The 17,412-nt window shown below is 57.7% G+C and carries 15 protein-coding genes and 1 other annotated feature; of the genes, 5 read left to right on the top strand and 10 right to left on the bottom strand.

What is annotated here, in order from left to right:
• The first annotated feature begins 12 nt into the window (after positions 1-12).
• Positions 13-888 carry a helix-turn-helix transcriptional regulator gene (locus GT019_RS21245; protein WP_161745200.1) on the top strand — a complete coding sequence of 292 codons (876 nt, stop codon included), beginning with the start codon at positions 13-15 and terminating at the stop codon, positions 886-888.
• On the opposite strand, the gene GT019_RS21240 is transcribed toward GT019_RS21245, so the two are convergent.
• The 5 genes from GT019_RS21240 to tyrS all read right to left on the bottom strand — a co-directional run bounded on the left by GT019_RS21240 (position 864) and on the right by tyrS (position 6,372).
• Entirely contained in the window at positions 864-1,700 is an 837-nt protein-coding gene (locus GT019_RS21240; RefSeq protein WP_161745199.1) for a phytanoyl-CoA dioxygenase family protein, read from the bottom strand. The genes GT019_RS21245 and GT019_RS21240 overlap by 25 nt on opposite strands.
• A gap of 134 nt (positions 1,701-1,834) precedes the next feature.
• Positions 1,835-2,608, bottom strand: coding sequence for an AraC family transcriptional regulator (locus tag GT019_RS21235; RefSeq protein ID WP_161745198.1), 774 nt, complete (start codon positions 2,606-2,608; stop codon positions 1,835-1,837).
• Between the two features lie 230 nt (positions 2,609-2,838).
• Positions 2,839-4,374 carry a flotillin family protein gene (locus GT019_RS21230; RefSeq protein WP_161745197.1) on the bottom strand — a complete coding sequence of 512 codons (1,536 nt, stop codon included), beginning with the start codon at positions 4,372-4,374 and terminating at the stop codon, positions 2,839-2,841.
• A gap of 27 nt (positions 4,375-4,401) precedes the next feature.
• Positions 4,402-4,929 carry an NfeD family protein gene (locus GT019_RS21225; RefSeq protein WP_161745196.1) on the bottom strand — a complete coding sequence of 176 codons (528 nt, stop codon included), beginning with the start codon at positions 4,927-4,929 and terminating at the stop codon, positions 4,402-4,404.
• A 189-nt stretch (positions 4,930-5,118) separates the two neighbouring features.
• Positions 5,119-6,372, bottom strand: a complete 1,254-nt coding sequence (tyrS, locus tag GT019_RS21220; protein ID WP_161745285.1) for a tyrosine--tRNA ligase — start codon at positions 6,370-6,372, stop codon at positions 5,119-5,121.
• A 50-nt stretch (positions 6,373-6,422) separates the two neighbouring features.
• Positions 6,423-6,710 (bottom strand) — a binding site (T-box leader).
• A gap of 185 nt (positions 6,711-6,895) precedes the next feature.
• Here tyrS and GT019_RS21215 point away from each other — a divergent pair.
• Positions 6,896-10,003, top strand: a complete 3,108-nt coding sequence (locus GT019_RS21215; RefSeq protein WP_161745195.1) for a transglycosylase domain-containing protein — start codon at positions 6,896-6,898, stop codon at positions 10,001-10,003.
• A gap of 69 nt (positions 10,004-10,072) precedes the next feature.
• Here GT019_RS21215 and acsA read toward each other — a convergent pair whose 3' ends face one another.
• Entirely contained in the window at positions 10,073-11,797 is a 1,725-nt protein-coding gene (acsA, locus tag GT019_RS21210; protein WP_161745194.1) for an acetate--CoA ligase, read from the bottom strand.
• Positions 11,798-12,061: 264 nt separating this feature from the next.
• On the opposite strand from acsA, the gene GT019_RS21205 reads away from it, so the two are divergent.
• Positions 12,062-12,694, top strand: a complete 633-nt coding sequence (locus GT019_RS21205; RefSeq protein ID WP_161745193.1) for a GNAT family N-acetyltransferase — start codon at positions 12,062-12,064, stop codon at positions 12,692-12,694.
• A gap of 38 nt (positions 12,695-12,732) precedes the next feature.
• A complete protein-coding gene (locus tag GT019_RS21200) occupies positions 12,733-13,911 on the top strand; it encodes an acetoin utilization protein AcuC (RefSeq protein ID WP_161745283.1) in 1,179 nt (392 codons plus the stop codon).
• 84 nt (positions 13,912-13,995) lie between these two features.
• Here GT019_RS21200 and GT019_RS21195 read toward each other — a convergent pair whose 3' ends face one another.
• From GT019_RS21195 to GT019_RS21180, 4 genes are all read right to left on the bottom strand, one after another.
• Positions 13,996-14,700 (bottom strand): 5'-methylthioadenosine/adenosylhomocysteine nucleosidase, encoded by a 705-nt coding sequence (locus GT019_RS21195; protein ID WP_161745192.1) that lies wholly within the window; start codon positions 14,698-14,700, stop codon positions 13,996-13,998.
• Positions 14,697-15,704, bottom strand: coding sequence for a catabolite control protein A (gene ccpA / locus GT019_RS21190; RefSeq protein ID WP_161745191.1), 1,008 nt, complete (start codon positions 15,702-15,704; stop codon positions 14,697-14,699). The genes GT019_RS21195 and ccpA overlap by 4 nt, the downstream gene beginning before the upstream one ends.
• Positions 15,705-15,777: 73 nt before the next feature.
• Positions 15,778-16,134, bottom strand: a complete 357-nt coding sequence (gene ytxJ / locus GT019_RS21185; RefSeq protein ID WP_161745190.1) for a bacillithiol system redox-active protein YtxJ — start codon at positions 16,132-16,134, stop codon at positions 15,778-15,780.
• A gap of 16 nt (positions 16,135-16,150) precedes the next feature.
• Positions 16,151-16,567 carry a hypothetical protein gene (locus GT019_RS21180; protein ID WP_161745189.1) on the bottom strand — a complete coding sequence of 139 codons (417 nt, stop codon included), beginning with the start codon at positions 16,565-16,567 and terminating at the stop codon, positions 16,151-16,153.
• 250 nt (positions 16,568-16,817) lie between these two features.
• Here GT019_RS21180 and GT019_RS21175 point away from each other — a divergent pair, with 250 nt between their 5' ends.
• Positions 16,818-17,339, top strand: coding sequence for a type 1 glutamine amidotransferase domain-containing protein (locus GT019_RS21175; protein ID WP_161745188.1), 522 nt, complete (start codon positions 16,818-16,820; stop codon positions 17,337-17,339).
• The last annotated feature ends 73 nt before the right edge of the window (positions 17,340-17,412 follow it).

Here is a 17,412-nt window from a genome sequence, read left to right as displayed (position 1 = left end):
AGGTGGCCAACCTTGCATGTAGACGGTCTTTCCCCGTTTGTCCGGGTCGCAATGGACAGCGTGCTGGATGCATCATGGAAATTGGACGAACGGGTTCTCTGGGATTACGAGCTGCTGTATTTGATGGAGGGACAACTGTCGGTCACCGTGGAGGGCGAGGTGCATCATGGAAGTCCGGGGGATTATTTCTTTTTCAAACCGGGGCAGCGCCATTCGATTCGGGTGATCGGCGAGACGCGCATTCGCCAGCCTCATGTTCATTTCGACCTGACCGCGCTTCCCGACAGCACGGAGGTCGGCGTGTCGTTCAAGCCGCTGGAGCAGATGAACGCGAAGGAAAGAGGATGGTTTCGGACGAACGAGCTGAATGACCGGCCCTATTACGTGCCGAATCGCTTCCGTCCGATCGATCCGCTTCCGCTGGAGCAAGCCTTGTTCGAGCTGATCCGGGAATTCGAGACCAAGCCTCCCTTCTACGAGCTCCGCATGAAAAGCTGCCTGCTGGCCATCTTGTCTCAAATCATGCGCGAGCAATGGTGGGGAAGCCAAACGAAAAACGACGGTCAGCTGGAGATGCTGGCCGAGGTCCGCTCTTATATCGATCACAATGCGCATCGAAGCGTGCAGCTGGACGAGCTTGCCGAACGGTTTCATCTCAGCAAGTTTTATATCATTCATCTGTTCAAGCAGGTCTTCCAATTGACGCCGATCCAATATCACCAGCGAATCCGGATGGAGAAGGCCAAGAACATGATTCAGTATACCTTCTTGCCCATGCAGGAAATCGCCGAGCAGCTGGGCTACTCGACGATTCATGCGTTCAGCCGCGCCTTCAAGACGTACGCCGGCTGCAGTCCCTCCGACTACCGCGCTGCCGTCTCCGGCTGATGCTCCTTCAGCCATCCTCGCAGGGGAACATCGGCATCCGTCGGGGTGTAGTGGCCGTTGCAGTTTACCCCGGCGCCGAGCAGCTGACGGCGAATGGGATCGCTGCGATCCCATAGATGCTGGACCGTCATATCGTCCTTCGTGCGGATCCAGCGGTAGCCGTAGCCGTAAAACAACACTTTGCGCGTCAGATCGGACCAATTCGGCGTTCCCGCATGCCACAGCCGCCTGTCGAAGAACACCGCCGAGCCCGGCTTGACGCGGACCGGCATCGCCCCTTCCGGCTGTCCCTGACGATCCGCGGGCATTTCGAGTTCATCCTTCAAATGGCTTCCGGGCACGATCCAGAAATTGCCGCGGTCCGGCTCGGACACATCCGACAAGAAGTAAGCGACTTTGAGCGACAAACGCGGCCGCGGATGGGATTCCATCTCCAGATTGACGCGCCCGCTGTCTTGATGCCAGCCGAACGTGGCATCGTTCTTCGCTTGGCCGTTCGGCGGCGTCGAGATCATATGGGCATGGTACAAATAAATGTTCCAGCCGAGCAGCCCCCATACTTTCGGCAGTACCTTCTCATAATCGACCAGGTCAAGAAAAACATCGTGGTCCGGAATGAAATTTGGATAAAACAGCGCCGTCTTCGGGTCGTGTCCCTCGTTCAGCTTGGCCTCGTAAATCCGGTCGAATTCCCTCGTGAGCTCCGCGATCTGCTCCGGATTCAGCGCGTCCTCGATGATCAAATATCCGGTATCGTTGAACGTTCTTCGCTCTTCTTCCGTCAAAGCATACTTCAAGCATGATGGATCCACTCGCAATTCCCTCCCTATGATTCGTGCGCTTCCTGTCTTAATCATAAGAGGTAATCGGCGGCCGATCGAGTAACAATCCGGTTTTCTTTTGTACGATTCCACGATTTGGTTGACAACGCTATCAAGCGCGCCGATCAATCCGTCCGTCCCTTCAGGAATGCGGTCGGCGAGCAGCCCGTCAGCTTCTTGAACACCCGGTTGAAATACGCCTGGTCGCAAAAACCGGTCTCTTCCGCGATTGCGCTGATCGGCAGCATCTTATCGAACATCAGCTCTTTCGCCTTGGAAATCCGGACATGGTGCAGGTATTCGATCGGCGACTGCCCCGTGACGGATTTGAACACATGCGAGAGATGATTCGGCGTCCTCCCGGCATACGCGGCCAAATCGTTCAACGTGACGGACTCCTTGTAATGATCAAGCAGGTATTTCTTGATGTCTTCCGCCATATCGACTTTTTTGGCCGGGAATTTCCATTTGTCCCGCTCGTAATTCACGATGCCGAGCAGCTCCAGCAGAACGGCGTAGCACGACGTTTCCGAATACGGTCCCCGCATGAGCCAATGATGCTTCAACAACAGGAAGCGCTGCTTGAAATACTCGAATCCGGCGATCGTCGTTTTGCTGTAATGCTTTTCCCGCAGGATCGGCAGCAGGGCCGCGTCATGCTCCGCGAAGGTGAAATGCGTCGCGTACCGCTGATGCTCTTCGATGGACGTCCCTCCGCGGATCGACCCGGCCGGTATGAAGATGACGTCGCCCTTCTGCAAAAAAACGGTCTCGTCGTTGACCCAATAAAGGATCTTGCCCTTCGTCACGACAAGCAGGATGTGATACTGCGCGACGCTCTTGCCCATCTCCCATTTGCCGTGAAAGTCCTTCACGTAACACGTATGCAGCTTGATCAATTGGAATCGCCTCCCGCTCGCGAAGCTTGCTGCTATATTACATTCGCCGTTCAACCGGGCGCTCCTGTCGCGGCGACGACCAATGACGGCTTGCGACCGTCGATCATGCCGAAGAACCCGCTCCATGCGGAGCGGGTTCTTCGGCCCGTTGTATGCTCATGCCAATCGCATGGATACACGGGCCAATCTCACAATCTGATCGCGTTAAGCACGCGATCATTGGATCTTCTTCAAGCCGGGTCGTCCTTCGCCTTCGGCTCGGCCGCCAATGCGGCGCCGGCTGCCGCAGTCAGCATCCCAGCTCCGGCCGCAGCCGGCAGCCCCCTGTTCGTCAGCCCTCTCACCAGCTCGCCCAGATCGATGCCGGATACGCTCTTCAGCATTTCCGGCGCGGTCGCCATGAGCGAGGTGACGTAATTGCTGACGCGCGCGGCGCCTTCGCCGCGACCGGTGTCGACGACGGTCAGTTTATCGATGGCTCCGATCGGCGCGGCAACCTTGCCGGCCAGCTCCGGAAGCATTTTCACGATAATATCGAGCACCGCCGCGTCGCCGAACATTTCGAACGCTTGGGCAAGCTTCTCCTTCGCCTCGGCTTCCGCCAGACCGCGAAGCCGGATGACCTCCGCTTCGGCCGTCCCTTTGGCCCGCTCCGCGTCCGCGATCGCAAGACCGTCCAGCCGCTTCTGCTCGGCGTTCGCTTTCGCTTCCGTCTCGATTTGGTACTGAGCCGCTTCCGCCTCGCGCATCCGCTTGACCCTGTCCGCTTCCGCCGCTTGCTCCACCGCATAACGGTCGGCATCGGCCTTCTTCTTCACCTCGGCGTCGTACTGCTTCTCGCGGCGCAGGATTTCCCTGCCTTCCAGGTCGATCTCCCGCTCCTTGCGGACGAGTTCGACCTGCATCTGCTCCTCGACGACGCGCTGCTTCGAACGCGCCTCCTGGATGGCGTACGCTTGGTCGGCCTCGGCTTTGGCGGAATCCTGATCCTTCTTGAAGGATGCCACCTTCAGCTCCTTCTCCTTGGACGCCTCGGCGATGTTCGTGTCCCGCAGCAGCTCGGCTTTCAAGCCCTCTTCCTCGGCGCGCGCCTTCTGGATTCGCGAATCCCTGACCGCCTCCGCCTCGGCAATGTCCGCATCCCGCTTGACGGCGGCGATGCGCGGCTTGCCCAGCGCTTCGAGATAGCCGTGCTTGTCGCGCAAATCCTTGATCGTGAACGACACGATCTGGAGTCCCATTTTCTTCAGATCCCGTGCCGCGACGCCCTGTACCTCTTGAGCGAATTTATCGCGGTTCCGGTAGACTTCCTCGACGGTCATCGAGCCGAGGATCGCCCGGAGATGGCCTTCCAGCACTTCCTGGGCTTCGCTCTTGAGCGAGTCCGTCGGCTTGCCGAGGAATTGTTCCGCAGCCGTCCCCACGTCCTCGACGGAACCGCCGATCTTGATGATCGCGACGCCGTCGCATATGACGGGAACGCCCTGTTCGGTATAGACCTCGGGCGTCGATACGTCCAGCTTATGGGACAACAGCGACAAGAAATCCGCCTTCTGGAAGATCGGCAGTATGAACGCGCCGCCCCCGCGCACGATCTTGTTCTTGCGTCCGGATTCGTCTTCCGCGACATTCCGGCCGCCGAGAAACGACCCCGTGACGATCATCGCTTTATCCGGACCTACCGTCCGGTATCTTGCCCAGAAAGCCAGCCCGAGCAAAATCAATACGCCGACAACGGCTGCCGGAATCACTAAATAATCTGGCATGTTTGCAAATTCCCCTCTCTTGCGCGATTAAAGCTCCAGCTTGGATACGAGGAGCGTATGCGAGTCGACCCCGATGACGACGACGCGAACGCCGGATGCGATCTCGGTGCCGTCGAAGCTTGCCGCGATATGATTCGTCAAGCCCGCGCCGGCCTTCACCGTCACCTCGCCGAACCCGATCGCGGGAATCGGCACCGACACCTCGCCGATCATGCCGGTCAATTCTTTCATCGAATACCCCGTCGAATTTTCGCTGCGGTCCATCGGCCGCACGTACAGATAATAAATGCCGATCGCGGCGGCGATCGCGCACAGGATCGCGATGATCACGACAAGCGCGATTCCGAGCGAGCTGTGATGCTTCAAGAGCAGTCCCGCGCCGCCGAAGACGGTAATGCCGCCGACGACCGCCATCGGCTGCAGCACGGGATGACCGTCCAACGACAGGAAATCGAGCATCCCGTCCAGCGCAAGACTCAACCAGTCTCCGAGCACGACGCTCACGATCGCGAAAAAAACGCCGCCGAACAAGCAGCCGAGAAATAGTCCCTCCAAAGCCCTCCCTCCCGTCTACAAATTCCATATTTTTGAATTACACCCGTTATTTATTACGTCACAACGTCAGAGAAGTTTCGCTCCGTGCCGCCGCCGATTTCGAACCTTGCCGATCAAGATGCTTTCAAAACGCAGCAAAAAAGCTTACCGCGCGAAGTCATCGCACGATAAGCTTGTTGCGAACGTTCGTTATCGAAGAACCACTTTCGCGAATTTCCGTTTGCCGACTTGAATAATATCGCCGTCGGCAGGCGCGATCTCGGCGGACCAGTCGTCGATCTTCTCTTCATTGATTCGCACCGCGCCCTGCTGCACGCTCCGCTTCGCCTCGCTGCTCGAGGCTTGGAGACCGAGGATCGTCAGCAGCTTCAAAATGCCGATGCGGCCTTCTTCCAGGTCGGATGCTTGCAGCGCCGCTTCCTGAATATCGTCCGGCAGCGCGCGCTTCTGGAACACCGCGATGAAATGCTGCTCCGCCGCGGCTGCCGCCTCTTCCCCGTGGTAGATGCGCACGAACGTGCGGGCAAGCGCCATCTTGGCATCCCGGGGATGGGTGCTTCCGTCCGCGATCGCGGACCGCAGCGACTGCAGCTCCTCCAATCCGATATCCGTCGCGAGCTCGTAGTATTTCAGCATCAGCTCATCCGGAACGGACATCGATTTGCCGTAGATTTCGTTCGGCTCCTCGTCGATTCCGATATAGTTGCCCAAGCTCTTGCTCATCTTGTGCACGCCGTCCAAGCCTTCGATGAGCGGCGTCATGATCGTCGCCTGCGCCGCCTTGCCGTATTCCTTCTGCAGCGTGCGCCCCATCAGGAGATTGAACTTCTGATCCGTGCCGCCGAGCTCCACGTCGCTCTCGAGCGCCACGGAATCGTAGCCCTGCATCAACGGGTAGAAGAACTCGTGAATGCTGATCGGCTGGCCGGACTGGTAGCGCTTCGTGAAATCGTCCCGTTCCAGCATGCGCGCGACCGTTACTTTGGCCGACAGCGTCACGACGTCCGCGAAGCTCATCGGTCCGAGCCATTCGGAATTATAGTAGACCGTCGTTTTGGCCGGATCGAGCAGCTTGTAGATTTGCCTTTGGTACGTCTGCGCGTTGCGCTTCACGTCGTCTTCGCTCAGCTGCTTGCGAGTTTCCGATTTCCCGGTCGGGTCCCCGATCCGGCCCGTGAAGTCGCCGATGATCAGCTGCACGTCGTGGCCGAGCTGCTGGAACTGCCTCAGCTTGTGCAGCACGACCGTATGGCCGATATGGATGTCCGGCGCGGACGGATCCAAGCCCAATTTCACTTTGAGCGGCTTCCCGGTCGCGACGGCGTTGACAACCTTCGCCTTCAGCTCGTCCTCCGGGACAATCTCGGCGACGCCCCGCCGGATGACGTCCATTTGACGCTCCACTTCCCGCCGTTGATCGTCATCCAATTGTTCCCATGTCACCATAACCGTCTTCACTCCCGTCCGAAAATAGAAAAAAATCCTTCTCGTCCTCAAGGGACGAGAAGGATTTGCTCGCGGTACCACCCTCGTTAGAGTCGCCGGGCGCCCCGCTGCAAGCTGCGCGGCACGCCAATATAAGCGGCTCTCACTTCATTATCATAACGGATATCATCCGGATGCAGACTACTGGAACGATTTCTCGCAGTTGCGGGAAACCCGTGTTCGTCCGATCAGCTCGGGGCGGTAATTCGAATTGCGGCGCGTACCGGTTCGCACCTCCCACCGGTTCTCTGGAATCGACGGCCCGCATTCCTACTGAAGCCCTTCAACGCGTTGCGATATGGACTTTTCTTGCTAACGTTTATAACACACCTCCCTCTGTAAAGTCAATGATTATTCGCCGCAACGGTGAACAAAAAGGGAATTATGGCGAAAGCTGGTCAAATTCGTCTGCCAAAGCCTCCAATTCGAATGGCGATTTATGCTATAATAATGCTGTTAATCGGAGGAGGCTAATCATTTTATGGATCAAGACCGTCAACAGAAAACCAAAGGCTACAGCAAATGGCGGACCTTTGGTATCGTGACGCTCGTTACGTTCAAATGGCTTTTTATATTCGGCATATTAATCGGATTGTTTGCCGGGGCGGCCATCGCCGGCTACGTGGCCTCTTTCGTCAAAGATGAACCCGTTCGCCCGCGCGAAGAGATCGAAGCCAAGATCAACGAGAACTCGATCACCGGCTTCGTGTATTTTAACGATGGACAAACCCCCGTCGGCCAATTGCGGACGGAAGAAGACCGGCGTCTTATTAAACGGGAAGATATTCCCCCGCAAGTCATAAATGCCGTGCTCGCCACGGAGGACAATAATTTCTACAAACACATCGGGGTCGACTTCAACGGTCTCGCCCGCGCGGTCAAGCAGAAGCTGCTGAACGAGGACACGCAGACCGGCGGGAGCACGCTCACCCAGCAGCTCGCCCGTCAGGTGTTCCTGACGCTCGACAAGACGGACAGCCGCAAAGCCAAGGAAATCTTCCTCGCGCTGCGGTTGGAGCGATTCATGACGAAGGACGAGATCCTGACGGCCTACTTGAACAAAGTGCAGTTCGGCACCGGGAACAGCGGCTACAACCTGTACGGCATCAAAGCCGCAGCCAAAGGGATATTCAACATTACCGACCTGACCAAGCTCAATATCGCGCAGTCCGCCTATCTGGCAGGCCTGCCGCAGCGCCCTTCGGCGTATACGGCTTTCACGAGCAAAGGGAAATTCAATCCGTCCGGCTTCAAGCTCGCGATGGACCGCCAGCATATCGTGCTGAAACGCATGCTCGATACCGGCCGCATCAGCCAGGAACAGTACGACGAGGCGCTAAGTTTCGACGTCCAGAAATCGCTGGCGAAGCCGACGGAGAAAGCCTACTCGACGTTCCCGTTCCTCATGCTGGAGTCCGAACGACAGGCGGCGGGATTGCTGCTGCTCGCGGAGAATCCGAGCATGAAGCCCGAGGACGTCAACAAGGAAGAAAACGCGCAGCTGCTCGAAGAAGCGCACGAGCATCTGTTGAACGGCGGTTACCACATCTATACGACGATCGACAAGAAAGTGTACAACGCCATGCATAAGGTCGGCTCGGATCCCAACAACTTCGAAGCCGACAGCAAAGAGAAAGGCATGGAACAAACCGGCGCCATCATGCTGGATCATAAAACCGGCGCGATCCTGGGCATGCTGGAAGGCCGCGATTTTTATACGGAGCAGCTCAACCATGCCACGCAGATGACGCGCCAGCCGGGCTCGACGATGAAACCGATCGCCGCCTACCTGCCCGCCATCGAGAAAGGCCTCATTCAACCGGCCAGCGTCATCGACGATTCGCCGATCGTCATGAAGGACGGCCAGAAGGGCTTCCATATTCCGATGAACGTCACGAAGAAGTTCTATGGTCTCGTGACGGCCAGGGACGCGCTGAACCGCTCCCTCAATATTCCGGCGCTCAAAATTTTCAACAACCTCGTCACGATTCCGGAAGCCTGGAAGTTCGCCCGCAAGCTTGGGATCACGACGATCCAGCCGGAAGACGATTATGCGCAAACCGGCGTTATCGGCGGTCTCAGCATCGGGGTGTCCGTCGAAGAGCTGACGAACGCGTACGGCGCCATCGCCGACAAAGGCGTCTTCAACGATGCGTACATGATCAGCAAAATCACGGATGCGGACGGCAAGATCGTCTATCAGCACGAAGCGAAGCCGCTCCGGGCGTTCTCGGAACAAACGGCCTTCCTGATGACGGACATGATGCGCACGGTCATCTCCGATCCCGCGGGATCCGGTCACAGCGTAGCTTCCTTGTTCAAAAATTACGGCAAAATCCCGGTCGTCGGCAAAACCGGTTCGACGCAAAGCTACGGCGACGTCTGGTTCATGGGCTTCTCGCCGGACATCACGCTTGGCGTATGGGTCGGCTACGAGAAACCGATCTATACCCTGTCCAAGGAAGGCCGCAGCCGGGCGCGGATCATCTGGTCGGATATCATGAACGAGGTGACGGCCCAGCGGCCGGAGCTGTTCCCGACCAAGCAGTTCACGATGCCTTCAGGAATCGTCAAATCGACCGTCTCGAGCCTGAGCGGCAAGCTGCCGACGGATCTCACGCGCAGCGAGGGCAAACTGGTGACCGACTGGTTCAACACCAAATTCCTGCCGAAAGAACCGGACGACGCGCTCGTCAAAATGTCCGTCATCTCCTACAACGGCATCAACTATATCCCGAAACCTACCACGCCGTCGGATATGGTGCACGACCAGCTCGTCGTGAAACGGGAGAAACCGCTCGACGAGCTGATGAAAGAAATCGAAGCCGCGCAGGCGAAGCTGCCGGCGGACACCCGCAAGCCGATGAGCGTGTTCGTGCCGGCCGATGCGGGCCGGGATGCGCCGTCCCTCGTCGATCCTCGGGTGGACGACGGCAGAGCGCCTACGCCGCCTTCCAATCTCGGCATCGAGGCCGTATCGACCGGGAACGCCTACCGGATTACGTTCAAGGCCTCGCCGGATAAAGACGTCGTCGGCTATCGCCTGTATCGCGCCGTCAACGACGGAACGTTCGCGAACATGAACACGACGGTGTTGACGGGACAAGACTTGCGCTTCGTGAACTACGTCGCCAACCAAGGCGCCTATTCCTACTACGTGACGGCCGTTGACGTCGCGGGCAAGGAGTCGGCTCCGAGCCTCTACGTCACGTCGGGCGGCGGAACGTACACCTCTCACGATCAAGACACGGATACGGGCACCGACATCAATATCGGCATGCCGAACGATAACGGAAGCCCGGCGGGAACGGAAAGCGGGCTGACCGCTCCTTCCACGCCGATGAATATCTCCGTCGAAACCACGGATCTCGGCATTAAGCTGACCTGGACCGATAACGCGACTGCCGAGCAGGTGACGGGCTACAACGTATACTACAGCTCGAACAGTACCGGCGGATTCAAAAAAATCGGTTCCACCAGCGAAGCGAGATTCGAATACGTCTCCCCGCTGACCAGCGGATTCTTCCAAGTAACGGCCGTTAACGATGCGGGAGAATCCCCCGCGTCCGCGTCGATCGCCATTCAATAAACAGCAAAAAAACTTCCAGCGCTTGATGCGATGGAAGTTTTTTTGCTGTTACATTAGCGTTAACGGACTCTAATCTTCGATCGTCGACAAATCGCCCGTCGGCAGGTTCAGTTCCCATGCCTTCAGCACGCGGCGCATGATTTTGCCGCTGCGCGTCTTCGGCAGCTTGTCTTTGAATTCGATCTCCCGCGGCGCGGCGTGCGCGGAGAGGCCTTCTTTGACGAATCGCGTAATGTCGGCTTTCAGTTCGTCCGTGGCCGTATAGCCTTCACGGAGCGCCACGAACGCTTTGATGATCTCTCCCCGCATCGGATCGGGCTTGCCGATGACGCCCGCTTCGGCCACGGCGGGATGCTCGACGAGCTTGCTCTCGACCTCGAACGGCCCTACTCGCTCACCTGCCGTGTTGATAACATCGTCGATGCGGCCTTGGAACCAGAAATAGCCGTCTTCGTCGCGATACGCGGAATCGCCGGAGATGTACCAGCCCGGGATACGGAAATACTCTTCGTACTTGGCCGGGTTGTTCCAAACCTTGCGCATCATCGACGGCCAAGGGGTACGAATCGCCAGATTGCCCATCCGGTACGGCGGCAGTTCGTTGCCGGCATCGTCGATGATCGCCGCTTGAACGCCCGGAATCGGTTTGCCCATGGAGCCTGGCTTGATGTCCATGCTAGGGTAGTTGCAGATCAGCTGACCGCCGGTCTCCGTCATCCACCACGTGTCGTGGATGCGCTGATTGTACACCTTAAGCCCCCACCGGACCACTTCCGGGTTGAGCGGCTCGCCGACGCTAAGCACATGACGCAAGCTCGACAGGTTGAATTGACCGACGACGTCGTCGCCGGCGCCCATCAGCATGCGGAATGCCGTCGGCGCGCTGTACCACACGGTCACGCCATAGCGTTCGATCGTCTTGTACCAATCCTGCGGGCTGAACCGCCCGCCCCGGATGACGTTCGTCGCGCCGTTCAGCCATGGCGCGAAAATACCGTACGAGGTACCGGTGACCCAGCCTGGATCGGCCGTGCACCAATAGATGTCGTCCGGCTGTAAATCCAGGACGATCCGTCCCGTGAAGTAGTGCTGGATCATCGCGTTTTGCACATGGAAAATGCCTTTCGGCTTGCCGGTGGAGCCTGAAGTATAGTGAAGAATAAGTCCGTCTTCGCGTCCAAGCCATTCGATATCGGCGGAATCGGACACGGCTGCCATCTCGGCTGTATAATCGACGATGCCGTCGCCCGCTTGCACGTCGTCGCCGAAAACGATGACATGCTTCAAGTCGGGCAGCTCGCCGCGCGGGATGCGCGACAGCAGCGCAGGCGTCGTGACGATCGCCGTAGCGGCGCTGTCCTGCAGCCGGTCACGGACGGCCGTTTCCATGAACGCTTCGAAAAGCGGTCCTACGACGGCGCCGATCTTCAGAGCGCCGAGAAGGCTGAAATACAACTCCGGCGTACGGGGCATGAAGATGAAGACGCGTTCGCCTTTCCCGATGCCAAGCCCCCGGAGCACGTTGGCGAACCGGTTCGACTGCTTCGCCAGCTCTTCGAACGTATACGATTCATCCCTCGCGTTATCGCTATAATGGAGAGCAATCTTGCCGCCTCGTCCTGCTTCGACGTGACGGTCGATTGCTTCGAAGGCCATGTTTGCTTTTCCCGTCTCGTGCCAGGAGAATCGCTCCTCCAGCTGGTCGAAACTAAACTGTTCATAGGTGTCGTCATAGCTTGTCATGTTGGAGCCGGACGCCGCTGCCGGAATCCGTTCTTGATGCGTGTTGCTCATCGTTCATCATCCTCCTACCCATAGTAAACCGTTCTCATTTCTCTCTTCGAGACGCACTCGAATACGCTTTCATATTATATCATGACTGCCGTTGGCGAGGCCATGCTTTTCATTCCAACTTTTTTTTGATATAAGTAGGGTAGCACAAGGTGAAACGGTTGCCGCTTTTCTTACCGGGAGGGCAAGCTCGTTTCATTCCGGCGAAATATAAGCATGGCTATCGCAACGTTAGCGCCTTGTATTTTGCGAAAGGAGCCGACTTCTTTGGAACACCGCAAACAGCTGCATACCGAACTCATCCCCTTTCGCGAACGGGAAATCGTCATCGAAGGCCCGCTTCCCGCCGAACGGCTCGCCGGTCTGAAGCTGCATGCCCAGCTGGATGCGTTCAGGCGGCCGCCCGAGCAGTTCCAGGCGCTCGTGGAGATCGCCGGGCTTCCCGAAGGCCGGATCATCGCGGCCAGGGACGGCGATACGATCGTCGGTTACGTGACCTTTCATTACCCCGATGAACTGGAGCGATGGTCGGAAGGCAACATGGAAGATCTGATCGAGCTCGGCGCGGTCGAGGTGGCGGACGATTATCGCGGGTTGGGATTGGCCAAACGACTGATTCTGCTCGCCTTTCAAGACGGCCAATTAGAGAACGCCATCGTATACACGACCGAATATTACTGGCACTGGGATCTCGAAGGAACGGGATTGAGCGTCTGGGATTACCGGACCATGATGGAAAATTTAATGAAAGAAGCCGGCATGGTCTGGTTTGCGACGGACGATCCCGAGATCTGCGCCCATCCCGCCAACTGTCTCATGGTTCGCATCGGCCGGGAAGTGCCCCTCAGCTCCGCGGAGCAATTCGATCGCGTCCGCTTTCGGCAGCGATTCATGGTTTAGCATAATCGAGCGTACGCGCAGAAAGGCAGATGAACAGCATGACGGCCAATGCCGTGTTTATCGATTCCCCCGATGCGAAACGGTATAAATTCAACCAGGAGCATCCCTTCAACCCGATTCGCCTGACGCTTGCCCGGCATCTGTTGGAAACCGCCGGCGCCTTGAACGAGACCGACATCTTGGAAGCAGCCCCGGCAAGCGAGGCTGAGCTGGGCCTCGTGCATCGCCCGGATTACATCGAAGCCGTACAGCATCTCAGCCTGGCTCAACCGGCGCACGAAGCGGCCGGCCGCGCGGATCAATACGGCTTGAGCACCGAGGATACGCCGTACTTCCCGGGCGTGCACGAAGCCGCCGCCGCCATCGCCGGCGGTTCCATCCTCGCGGCGGACGTAGTCATGCGCGGTCAAGCCAAGCATGCCTACCATATGGCCGGCGGATTGCACCACGCCTTTCCCGACCGCGGCTCGGGCTTCTGCGTCTATAACGACGCCGCCGTCGCCATCGCGCATATCCGCAAGCAATACGGCGCTCGCGTGCTCTATATCGACACGGACGTTCATCATGGAGACGGCGTCCAGTGGACGTTCTATGCCGATCCCGAGGTGTGCACGTATTCCATCCATGAGACCGGCAAATACTTGTTTCCCGGCACCGGCTTCGTCTCCGAGCGCGGCACGGACGCCGGCTTCGGCATGAGCGTCAATGTCCCGATGGAACCGTACACCGAAGACGATTCCTGGCTCGAAAGCTTCCGCGCGACAGTGGAACGGGCAGCAGAGGTCTTCCGGCCCGACGTCATCGTGAGCCAACATGGGTGCGATGCGCACGCTTACGATCCGTTATCGCATATCCACTGCAGCATGCGCATCTACCAGGCCATGCCGATGATCATACACGACCTTGCCCATCGTTACGCGGATGGCCGCTGGATCGCGCTCGGCGGAGGCGGATACGACATCTGGCGCGTCGTCCCCCGTGCTTGGGCGTTCGTCTGGCTCGCCATGACCGATCATGCGATGATGGACCGCCTGAACGACGACGGCGCGAACGAGCCGCTGCCGGCGAGCTGGCTGGAGCAATGGGCTCCGCGCAGCGAAGATCCGCTTCCGGGCAGCTGGCTGGACGATCTCGCGTCTTGGGAGCCGATGCCAAGGCGGCAAGAAATCGAGTCGCGCAACAAAGGCACCATGAACCTCGTATTGGATCAGCTATAAACGAAAAAGGCACCCGTACGCTTCTCCGCTTGGAGAGCATGTACGGCTGCCTTTTGTTGTATAACGCCTGCAAACCAGATCGGCTTACAGATGTTTGAGCATATCATCAATGATCGCATGCGAGTTGATGGAAGCTTGAATCGTGAATTCGACAAAATTCACATGCGCCGATCCGTCCGCTTTATCCGACATGGAACGAATGACGACGTACGGAACTCCGTTCATCGCGCATACCTGCGCCAACGAGGCGCCTTCCATCTCGGTACAAGCGCCGCCAAGCTCTTCATAGAGCCCGCGGACCGCATCGCGGGATGCGATGAATTGATCGCCGGAGAGCACTTTGCCCTTCAGGCTCCGTCCCGGGAACAAACGCTCGCTTGCCGCGCCGGCCAGCTCCACGAGATCCCGATCCGCTTGAAACTCCCAAACGTCCTGGTACGGAATTTGTCCGCGCGCGAATCCGAGCGGCGTCACGTCGAAATCATGCTGCAAGCACGAGGTCGAGATGACGATATCGCCGATATTCAAGCTCGGCGCAACCGCGCCCGCGACGCCCGTAAACAGGACGCACTCCACCCCCGCATCGATCAACAGCTGCGTGCATACCGCCGCGTTGACCTTGCCTACGCCGGATTTGCAGAAAACGACTTGGTGGCCGTGCAGACTGCCTTCCGTATATTCGATGCCCGCTATGATGAACGAGCCTGTTTTCGCGACATGCTTGTGAAGCAATTCGATTTCTTCTGCCATGGCGCCTACGATGCCGATTTTGCCATACGCCGTCGTCATTCGATGCTGCCTACCGATTGTCGGGTAACGATTTCATACGGCAAGACGACCTTCGGGTTGTCGACGGTTTCTTTCTTCATCAGCTTCGTCAGCAGACGCATCGATACCGCGCCGATATCGTACATCGGCTGAGCGACGGCGGTCAATTGGGGACGTACCATGGAAGCCATGCGGCTGTTGTCCACGCTGATGACGGAAATATCTTCAGGCACCTTCAAGCCGGCGTCCTGGATGCAGTGGATCGCCCCGATCGCCATTTCGTCCGTCGCGGAGAAGACCGCGGTCGGCCGGACCGGTTGCTCCAGGAAGTATTTCATCGCATCGACGCCGGATTCATACCGGTAATTGCCGATGCGCACGAGGTTCTCGTCGTAGGTCAAGCCGGCCGTCTCGAGCGCCCGCTTGTAGCCTTGGAAACGGGCGTAGCCGTTCGCCGGATCCTGCAGCGTGCCGCCGATCATCGCGATCGTGCGGTGTCCGTTCTTGATCAAGGTTTGCACCGCCTCGAACGCCGCTGCCTCGTGATCGATATCGACGGAAGGAATCGTGCCGTTCTCGTCGGTCGTCGCGCAGAGCACGATCGGCACGTTGGCCGTCTTAAACGCTTGCAAATGCTCTTCCGTCACGGCGCCGCCCATGAACAAAAGACCGTCGACCTGCTTCTCCAGAAGCGTGTTGATGACGCGAATCTCTTTATCTTTCTTCTTATCCGCATTGCACAGGATAATGTTGTAGTGGTACATATTGGCAATATCTTCGATTCCCCGCGCCACTTCCGCGAAGATCGCATTGGAAATATCGGGAATGACCACGCCGACGGTCGTCGTCTTCTTGCTCGCCAGACCGCGGGCAACGGCATTCGGGCGATAGCCGAGCCGTTCGATGGCTTCGAATACTTTCTTGCGTGTTTGAGGTTTTACGTTGGGATTGTTGTTGACGACACGCGACACAGTCGCCATCGACACGCCTGCTTCTCTTGCTACATCATAAATGGTTACCGTCACAGTCCTACTCTCCATTAGTTCAAATTTTTCTCGCGCCCCATAACACCTTATCGTTTAATGATACGACAAAATATTACTTTTCGCAATGCGTGCCGAGATGCTCGTCTAATGTTGAGTAGGTAATCCGCCAGTGCGAAGCATGCCACGACACCTTGCCGCCTTCCACCAGAATCAGCTGAGGCGATTCATGCTTGAGATTCAATCGCGCGGCGATCGCGTCGGATACGTCGCGGTTGTCCGGAACGAGCACCATGATCGGCTTGAGCGTTAACGTCACGGCATCCTCCAGCCAGTTGGAGAGCTCCTCGTAAGCCCCGCTGCTGATGGAGCATTGCGTGCTGTGCTTGAACACGAGCAGCGGCTGGCGCGATGAGCCGCCGAAGGCTTCCTCCCAGCTCGCGACCGTCGTTATCGGAAGAGGCATTTCCATCCCGGCACTTCCTTCGTCATCCGTATTGAAGCATGCTCCTGCTCAACTGGGTCAGCCGCTTATGTATTTCAGCCGTCCACTCCTCATCGCCGGAAGCTTGCGCAACGGATAACAAGTCAAGGAGCATGTCGATTCGTTCCTCCGTCATCCGCCTCACGAACGCGGGGTCGGAATGTTTATGTTCATAATAAGCCTCTACTAACAGCTTTGCCCATTCATTCCATTCGTTAAACAAAAAGGTTTGTTTTACGGGTTGCGCGCCCAATTTTCCGATCAAACCGGTCAAATCCGGCTTGACTTCGGGAAACACTTCGCTGCGGTTGCAGGAAGGGCATGAGTAAATGGGAACATTATCGATTTCAACCTTGTTGGAATAAATAACGGTACGCAGCTTCATTGGCATCACATCGCCGCAAGAACAGCGCTTTTGCAAAATCGCCCACTCCTTCTCCTAAAAAAGCAGCCTACCTTGAAAGCGCTCTTTCAAAGGCGCGGCTCGACGATAAGATATTCGACTTTTTGCATTAAAGTCCTTCTTGCGACAGGGTTGTAATTTTTGCATCTATCGGATTAAACCGCCAGCCGAAGCACCCTGCCCGTTGACGGTTTGCTTCATGGAATCCCCTTCGATTATGATGGAGGATAGCGTTCGATAACGCGCTTCATCTGGAGGAGGAACGGCAATGACGCTTCAAGGAAAAACGATTATTTGCCTGCTGGACGACGAATTCGAGGACCTCGAATTGTGGTACCCCGTCTACCGCGTTCGCGAGGAAGGCGCGACGGTCCTGTTCGCCGGACCGGAGAAAGGCCGTACGCATATCGGAAAATACGGCGTGCCCGCCACGGCCGACGTTGCGTACGACGAGCTGGACAGCGCCGCGATCGACGGACTGCTCGTACCCGGAGGCTGGGCGCCGGACAAAATCCGCCGCTATCCGAAAGTGCTGCGTATCGTCCGGGAGATGGACGCGGCCGCCAAGCCGATCGGACAGATCTGCCATGCCGGCTGGGTATTGATATCCGCCAAGATTCTTCAAGGACGCAAGGTCACGTCGACGCCGGGTATCCGCGACGATATGGAGAACGCCGGCGCGACCTGGATCGACGAGCCGGTCGTCGTCGACGGACACCTGGTCTCCGCGCGTCGTCCGCCGGACTTGCCGCCCTACGCCAAAGCGTTCGTGGACGCGCTCCGGAAGTGATGAATCCCCAAAGGAAAAGGCGGCAACCCTTGCGGTTGCCGCCTTTTCCTTTTCCTTTTCTTTTTCCTTTTCC

Source organism: Paenibacillus glycinis, from assembly GCF_009909185.1.
In the GTDB taxonomy this organism is placed as follows: domain Bacteria; phylum Bacillota; class Bacilli; order Paenibacillales; family Paenibacillaceae; genus Paenibacillus_Z; species Paenibacillus_Z glycinis.
Note: the sequence above shows the minus strand (reverse complement) of the source record. Positions and strands in the feature narration are given on the sequence as shown.

Coding starts and splice junctions, on each gene's coding strand:
- GT019_RS21230 (WP_161745197.1), bottom strand. CDS start 4,374: ATGCCAGATTATTTAGTGATTCCGGCAGCCGTTGTCGGCGTATTGATT.
- GT019_RS21215 (WP_161745195.1), top strand. CDS start 6,896: ATGGATCAAGACCGTCAACAGAAAACCAAAGGCTACAGCAAATGGCGG.
- acsA (WP_161745194.1), bottom strand. CDS start 11,797: ATGAGCAACACGCATCAAGAACGGATTCCGGCAGCGGCGTCCGGCTCC.
- GT019_RS21200 (WP_161745283.1), top strand. CDS start 12,733: ATGACGGCCAATGCCGTGTTTATCGATTCCCCCGATGCGAAACGGTAT.
- GT019_RS21195 (WP_161745192.1), bottom strand. CDS start 14,700: ATGACGACGGCGTATGGCAAAATCGGCATCGTAGGCGCCATGGCAGAA.
- ytxJ (WP_161745190.1), bottom strand. CDS start 16,134: ATGGAAATGCCTCTTCCGATAACGACGGTCGCGAGCTGGGAGGAAGCC.
- GT019_RS21175 (WP_161745188.1), top strand. CDS start 16,818: ATGACGCTTCAAGGAAAAACGATTATTTGCCTGCTGGACGACGAATTC.